This is a genomic window from Comamonas sp. B-9 (assembly GCF_000410635.1).
Taxonomy (GTDB): Bacteria; Pseudomonadota; Gammaproteobacteria; order Burkholderiales; family Burkholderiaceae_C; genus Comamonas.
In genome coordinates this window covers 1-6019 of sequence record NZ_APCR01000544.1, presented here as the reverse complement: position 1 = coordinate 6019, position 6019 = coordinate 1, and the positions used below count along the sequence as shown (strand labels likewise).

The 6019-nt window shown below is 62.3% G+C and carries 5 protein-coding genes; 3 read left to right on the top strand and 2 right to left on the bottom strand.

The genetic code is table 11. From position 1 onward, the window contains the following. Positions 1-435: 435 nt before the first annotated feature. Both H928_RS0105235 and H928_RS0105230 read right to left on the bottom strand, forming a co-directional pair. A complete protein-coding gene (locus tag H928_RS0105235) occupies positions 436-924 on the bottom strand; it encodes a peroxiredoxin (RefSeq protein WP_021025569.1) in 489 nt (162 codons plus the stop codon). A 154-nt stretch (positions 925-1078) separates the two neighbouring features. After that, a complete protein-coding gene (locus tag H928_RS0105230) occupies positions 1079-1459 on the bottom strand; it encodes an Mth938-like domain-containing protein (RefSeq protein WP_021025568.1) in 381 nt (126 codons plus the stop codon). 196 nt (positions 1460-1655) lie between these two features. On the opposite strand from H928_RS0105230, the gene H928_RS0105225 reads away from it, so the two are divergent. From H928_RS0105225 to H928_RS0105215, 3 genes are all read left to right on the top strand, one after another. Beyond that, positions 1656-2951: a pyridoxal phosphate-dependent aminotransferase gene (locus tag H928_RS0105225; protein WP_021025567.1), complete on the top strand. Its 1296-nt coding sequence runs from the start codon at positions 1656-1658 to the stop codon at positions 2949-2951. A 79-nt stretch (positions 2952-3030) separates the two neighbouring features. After that, positions 3031-4365 carry a homoserine dehydrogenase gene (locus H928_RS0105220; protein WP_021025566.1) on the top strand — a complete coding sequence of 445 codons (1335 nt, stop codon included), beginning with the start codon at positions 3031-3033 and terminating at the stop codon, positions 4363-4365. 242 nt (positions 4366-4607) lie between these two features. After that, positions 4608-6019 (top strand): M48 family metallopeptidase (locus tag H928_RS0105215; protein WP_021025565.1); only part of this gene is annotated, 1412 nt, incomplete at its 3' end.

Here is a 6019-nt window from a genome sequence, read left to right as displayed (position 1 = left end):
GGCGCCGTGTCCAGGTCTAGAAGATCGTCGTCTTGTTCATCGCGCGCAGCGGCCGCGGATGCACGGGATGGGGTGTTGGTCTTGGCGGAAAAGTCACCAGCGGAAAGCTGGCTGCCACGGCGGGGAGGTGCGGGAGGCAAGGGCATGGAGCTCGGGGCCTTTATCTAAACACTCGCCAAATGGGCGAACTCACTCCGAACGCCTGCCACCCCGGATGCAAAAAAGGCCATCTCGCAAGCAAGACAGCCTTTTTCATGGGGAATGACAGAACAATCCGGACTCACATACATATGGAGCCCATTATGCACATTCTGGGCGCCCCGAAACCAGCAATCGCAGTCATGGATCGCGGTGTCGGCCCAGAAAGACGGAAACCGCAACGGCGCGCATCCGCAGATCGCGCGCCGCCACAAGGTTGCCGCCTGGCGCAGCGGCTTAGGCAGCCTTCTTTTGCGCAGCCTTCATCGACTTGACGGCCTTGAGCACTTCTTCGACATGGCCCAGCACCTTCAGGCCGCGCCATTCTTGCACCAAGATGCCATCAGGGCCGACCAGGAAGGTCGAGCGCTCGATGCCCTTGACCTTCTTGCCGTACATGATCTTGTTCTTGACGACGCCGAACATGTGGCACAGCTTCTCTTCGGTATCGGCGATCAGCTCGAAGGGCAGCTCAAGCTTTTCCTTGAAGTCGTCGTGCGACTTCATGTTGTCGCGCGACACGCCGAAGACGGCTGCACCAGCCTTGACAAAATCCGCGTACTTGTCGCGGAACTGCATGGCTTCGGTGGTACAACCGGGGGTGTTATCCTTGGGGTAGAAGTACAGCACCAGAATTTGCCCCTGATGCGACGCATTGGAGACCTTCAGGCCTCCCGTCGCTTGTGCTTCAAATTCTGGCAAGGGTTTGTTGACAACAACAGCCATAGCTCTCTATTTTCTCCGGAGTAATCGCAAAAAGGCCGCAGGAATCAAAGTATTCATCTAGTTGTTATTCAGGCCCGCGGCCGCAAGCGAGTATTTTAACCCGAATCGAAATATTTATCGAGCCCCACTGATAAACACAGGCTATCGATTGTGGTTATAGAGCAGGAGCCTCCAGCAGCACGGCCAGCAAGACCTTGCGTCCCTCACCAGCCAATACGTTGTAGGTACGGCATGCAGCGGGCGTATCCATGGTCTCGAAGCCGATACGTTTTGCAATCAGTGGAGCCAGCCAGGCAGGCGAAGGAAAACGTAACCGATTGCCACTGCCGAAAATGACCGTTTCGACATCGGCCTCGGCGAGCTGGGCGAAATGGGCGGGGCCCAGGTCTTCGAAGCGCTCGCAATCCCAGCGCTGGAGGGTGCCGTTGGAGCCGACCACCAGGCTGTATGCATAGGACTGCTTGTCCACGGCCAGCCAGCCCGGGCCATAGCCTGTGATGGTCAAGGTGTCGGATTTATCGGGCTGGAACTTCATGGCGCGGGCTTTCTGCAAACGGGGCTGGGACGGGGCGGGGCCCGGTGCCGCAGGCACAGGGAGCCACTACAGGGCGATCAACGCAAGGATCTGTGGTCAAATTATAGTTTTCACCTAGTTGGGTTGTGGGTTCGAGGTATTGGCATGGTTGCCAGCCGGCTGCAATCCCGTGTTTTCAGAGGTAGTGGTTTCTGTCATGAAGACGATTCAAAAATCCGCCAAGCTGGCCAATGTGTGTTACGACATTCGAGGGCCGATCATGGACGCGGCGAAGCGGATGGAGGACGAAGGACAGAAGATCACCAAGCTCAACATCGGCAACCTGGCGGTGTTTGGCTTCGATGCCCCTGAAGAGGTGCAGCAGGACATGATCCGCAACCTGCCGAACTCGGCGGGCTACTCCGACAGCAAGGGCATCTTTGCCGCGCGCAAGGCGGTGATGCACGAAACCCAGCGCCTGGGCATCAAGGGCGTGGGTCTGGACGACATCTACCTGGGCAATGGCGCCTCCGAGCTGATCAGTCTGGCCACCAATGCGCTGCTCGATACTGGCGACGAAATGCTGCTGCCAGCCCCCGACTACCCGCTGTGGACGGCGGCGACCAGTCTGTCGGGCGGCACCCCAGTGCACTATATGTGCGACGAAGAAAACGGCTGGATGCCCAACCTGGCCGACATCCGTGCCAAGATCACGCCCCGCACCAAGGGCATCGTGGTCATCAACCCCAACAACCCCACCGGCGCGCTCTATTCCGACGCCCTGCTGCGCGACATCGTGCAGATCGCGCGTGAGCATGGCCTGGTCATCTTTGCCGATGAGGTCTATGACAAAGTGCTGTATGACGATGCCAAGCACACGCCGATGGCCTCGCTGTCGCAGGATGTGCTGACCATCACCTTCAATTCGCTCTCCAAGGCCTACCGCAGCTGCGGCTACCGCGCCGGCTGGATGGTGATCTCCGGCGACAAGACGGGCGCTGCCGACTATATCGAGGGCCTGAACATGCTCTCAAACATGCGCCTGTGCGCCAATGTGCCCGGCCAGTGGGCCGTGCAGACCGCGCTGGGCGGCCACCAGAGCATTGATGAGCTGGTGCAAGAAGGCGGGCGCCTGCGCAAGCAGCGCGACCTGGCCTGGGAGCTGATCAATGCCATCCCCGGTGTCAGCTGCGTCAAGCCCCAGGGCGCGCTCTACATGTTCCCCAAGCTCGACCCTGCGGTCTACCCGATCGAGGACGACCAGGAATTCTTCCTGCAGGTGCTCAAGGAGACCCGCGTGATGCTGGTCCAGGGCACCGGCTTCAACTGGCCACGGCCTGACCACTTCCGCATCGTGTTCCTGCCCCATGAGGCGGACCTGCGCGAAGCGATCAACCGCCTGGCCGCCTTCCTGGCCAAGTACCGACTTCGCCACGGAACCGAGCAGCTTGCGCAAGCCCATAAGGCTGATATCAAGCTGGTCAAGACCAAGGCAGAAAAATCCGCTGCCTGAGTCGCCGCCTTTCCTATCTGACAACGACAGGCGTCCGGCTGGGCGCCTTGTTGGTTATTCAACGTATCCAAGAGAATTTATGAAACCGATCCAAGTAGGCTTGTTGGGCATCGGCACCGTCGGTAGTGGTGTCTTCAACGTGTTGCAACGTAACCATGACGAGATTCGCCGCCGCGCTGGCCGCGATATTGCCGTAACCATGGTGGCCGATCTGGATGAAGCCCGTGCCCGTGCGGTGGTGGGTGACCAGGCCGCCGTCGTCAAGGACGCGCGCGAGGTGATCGCCAATCCCGACATCGATGTGGTCATCGAGCTGATCGGCGGTTATGGCGTGGCCAAGACCCTGGTGCTGGAGGCGATTGCCGCTGGCAAGCATGTGGTGACGGCCAACAAGGCCCTGCTGGCCGTGCATGGCTCGGAGATTTTCAAGGCAGCGGCCGACAAGGGCGTGATGGTGGCCTACGAAGCGGCCGTGGCCGGTGGCATCCCGATCATCAAGGCGCTGCGCGAAGGCCTGACCGCCAACCAGATCCAGTGGATTGCCGGCATCATCAACGGCACCACCAATTTCATCCTCTCCGAGATGCGCGACAAGGGCCTGGACTTTGACGTGGTGCTCAAAGAAGCGCAACGCCTGGGCTACGCCGAAGCCGACCCGACCTTCGACATCGAAGGCGTGGACGCCGCGCACAAGGCCACCTTGATGAGCGCCATCGCCTTTGGCGTGCCGGTGCAGTTCGACAAGGCCTATGTCGAGGGCATCACCAAGCTGTCGTCGGTCGATATCCGCTATGCCGAGCAGCTGGGCTACCGCATCAAGCTCCTGGGCATCACCAAGCGCACCGACAAGGGCATCGAGCTGCGGGTGCATCCGTCGCTGGTGCCATCCAAGCGCCTGATCGCCAATGTGGAAGGCGCGATGAATGCCGTGGTGGTGCATGGCGATGCCGTGGGCACGACCCTGTACTACGGCAAGGGCGCAGGCTCCGAGCCCACCGCCTCGGCCGTGATTGCCGATCTGGTCGACATCGCCCGCCTCGAAGGCGCCGCTGTGGCCCACCGCGTACCGCCCCTGGCCTTCCAGAGCAGCACCTTGCGCGAAGCGGGGCAGGAGCTGCCGGTGCTGCCGATGGCCGATATCACCACCAGCTACTACCTGCGCATGCGCGTGGCCGACGAGGCCGGCGTGCTGGCCAAGGTCACCGGTCTGCTGGCGGGCGCCGGCATCAGCATCGATGCGGTGCTGCAGCGCGAAGCCGACGAAGTCGGTGGTGAAGGCTCGACCCAGACCGACCTGATCATCCTGACGCACGACACGCGCGAAGGCGATATGGACAAGGCACTGGCCGAAATCCAGGGCCTGCCCACCGTGCTGGCGCCGATCACCCGCATCCGCAAGGAAGAGCTGAACTAAGCGAGCGCTAGAGCCGCTGCGGCCGCCGGTCGCACCGCCCGGCGCCTGCCGCCTACCCAACCGCCTGTGGCCGATCCGGCCCAGGCGGTTTCGCTTTTTGGGCCCAACGGCTGCGAAAACATCCGCATCATTCTGTTACTTGTGGGTATTTGTTCACGTCATTATTTTTCTAAATAATGGCCGCTCACAAATGCGGCGCCCCCGGGGGCTGCAGATCGATAACAAAGACGGGGAGTTGCACTATGTCGGACACCGACAAGAAATGGCTGGCGCTGGCCCAGCGGTGGGGGGGGTTGTTCGGGATTCCGCTGCTGATGCTGGCCATTGGCCTCTGGCAATGGTCGCGGGCCGATACGCCGGTCTCGGATGTGGGCGCGCAGATCGCCCAGTACCAGCAGGTGGTGCGCCAGCTCGAGGCGATCGAGGCCGAAAAGCCCGGCCGCCGTGCGACGGTGCGGGACAGCGAGGGCAAGGAATACCCGGTCTGGAAGGTCAAAAACGAGTACCTGATGGCCATCCAGGACCTGCAAAACCAGGGTCTGAATGTCACCACCCGTAACTTGCAGCCGGTGCTGGCGGGCTGCACTATCGCCTTCAGCGTGCTGGCGCTGCTCTGGTCGGCGCTGGGGGTGGTGTACCAGCGCGGCATGGGCGCCAAGGCCCTGCAGTCGCGCGAGCAGCTGCTCGCGACCTTCCAGAAGGGCCGCAAGCTCTTGCCCACCTATATGGTGGTCATGGTGCTGCTGCTGTTCGGTGCGGCCATCCCGCTGCTGGTCTACGAGATGATGCCCATCCTGCGCCACCGCAACTACAGCAAGGGCGACATGAAGCTGATGTTCATCCTCGGCGGCCTGGCGCTGTTCCTGCTCTACTCGGGCTGCAAGGTGCTGATCGATGTCTGGAAGGCATCGCGCAAGCCGCTGGAGAACGCGCCCATCGAGGTGATGGGCCAGACCGTCAGCCGCCAGCAGGCGCCCGAACTCTGGGCCTTTGTGGACCGCGTGGCCGCCAAGACCGGCGCCGGCATGCCCGACGCGCTGGTCGTGGGCCTGAACGAAGGCTTTTTTGTGACCGAGCACCCGGTGCAGCTGGCCAGTGGCGCCTTGCTGCCCCAGGGGCGGGTGCTGTACCTGCCCTTGCCCTATATGGCCTTTCTCAATGCCGGCGAGGTTGCCGCCGTGATCGGCCATGAGCTGGGCCACTTTATCGGCGAGGACACGCTCTACAGCCAGCGCTTCTCACCGATCTACAGCGCCACCCTCCACCACCTGGTGGCCATCAGCGGCGGTGAGCGCCATGAGGGCTCCTGGATGGACATTCTGCGCCGGCCAGCCACCTTGTTTGGCGAGATGTTCTTGGACAGCTTCCACGAAGCGGTGCGCTACTGGAGCCGCAAGCGCGAGCTGGCCGCCGATGCGGTGGGCGCGCAGGTCGTGAGCCCGCAGGCCGTTGCGTCGTCCTTGCTGCGCATCAGCGCGCTGGCCCCGCTGGTGGATGAAGCGCTACAGGCCAACTGGGACCGGGGCGAGACGGTCGCAGGCGGCGTGCTGGGCCATGTGCGCCAGCTGGTCGCTGCCAAGGGCATGACCGACCCGAGCGAGCACCTGGACCAGCGCCAGGCCCACCCGACCGACACCCACCCCGAGCTGGCCGA

Bases quoted from the DNA above. Each gene is read 5' to 3' on its own strand.
- H928_RS0105235 (WP_021025569.1), bottom strand. From the start codon at position 924: ATGGCTGTTGTTGTCAACAAACCCTTGCCAGAATTTGAAGCACAAGCG.
- H928_RS0105230 (WP_021025568.1), bottom strand. From the start codon at position 1,459: ATGAAGTTCCAGCCCGATAAATCCGACACCTTGACCATCACAGGCTAT.
- H928_RS0105225 (WP_021025567.1), top strand. From the start codon at position 1,656: ATGAAGACGATTCAAAAATCCGCCAAGCTGGCCAATGTGTGTTACGAC.
- H928_RS0105220 (WP_021025566.1), top strand. From the start codon at position 3,031: ATGAAACCGATCCAAGTAGGCTTGTTGGGCATCGGCACCGTCGGTAGT.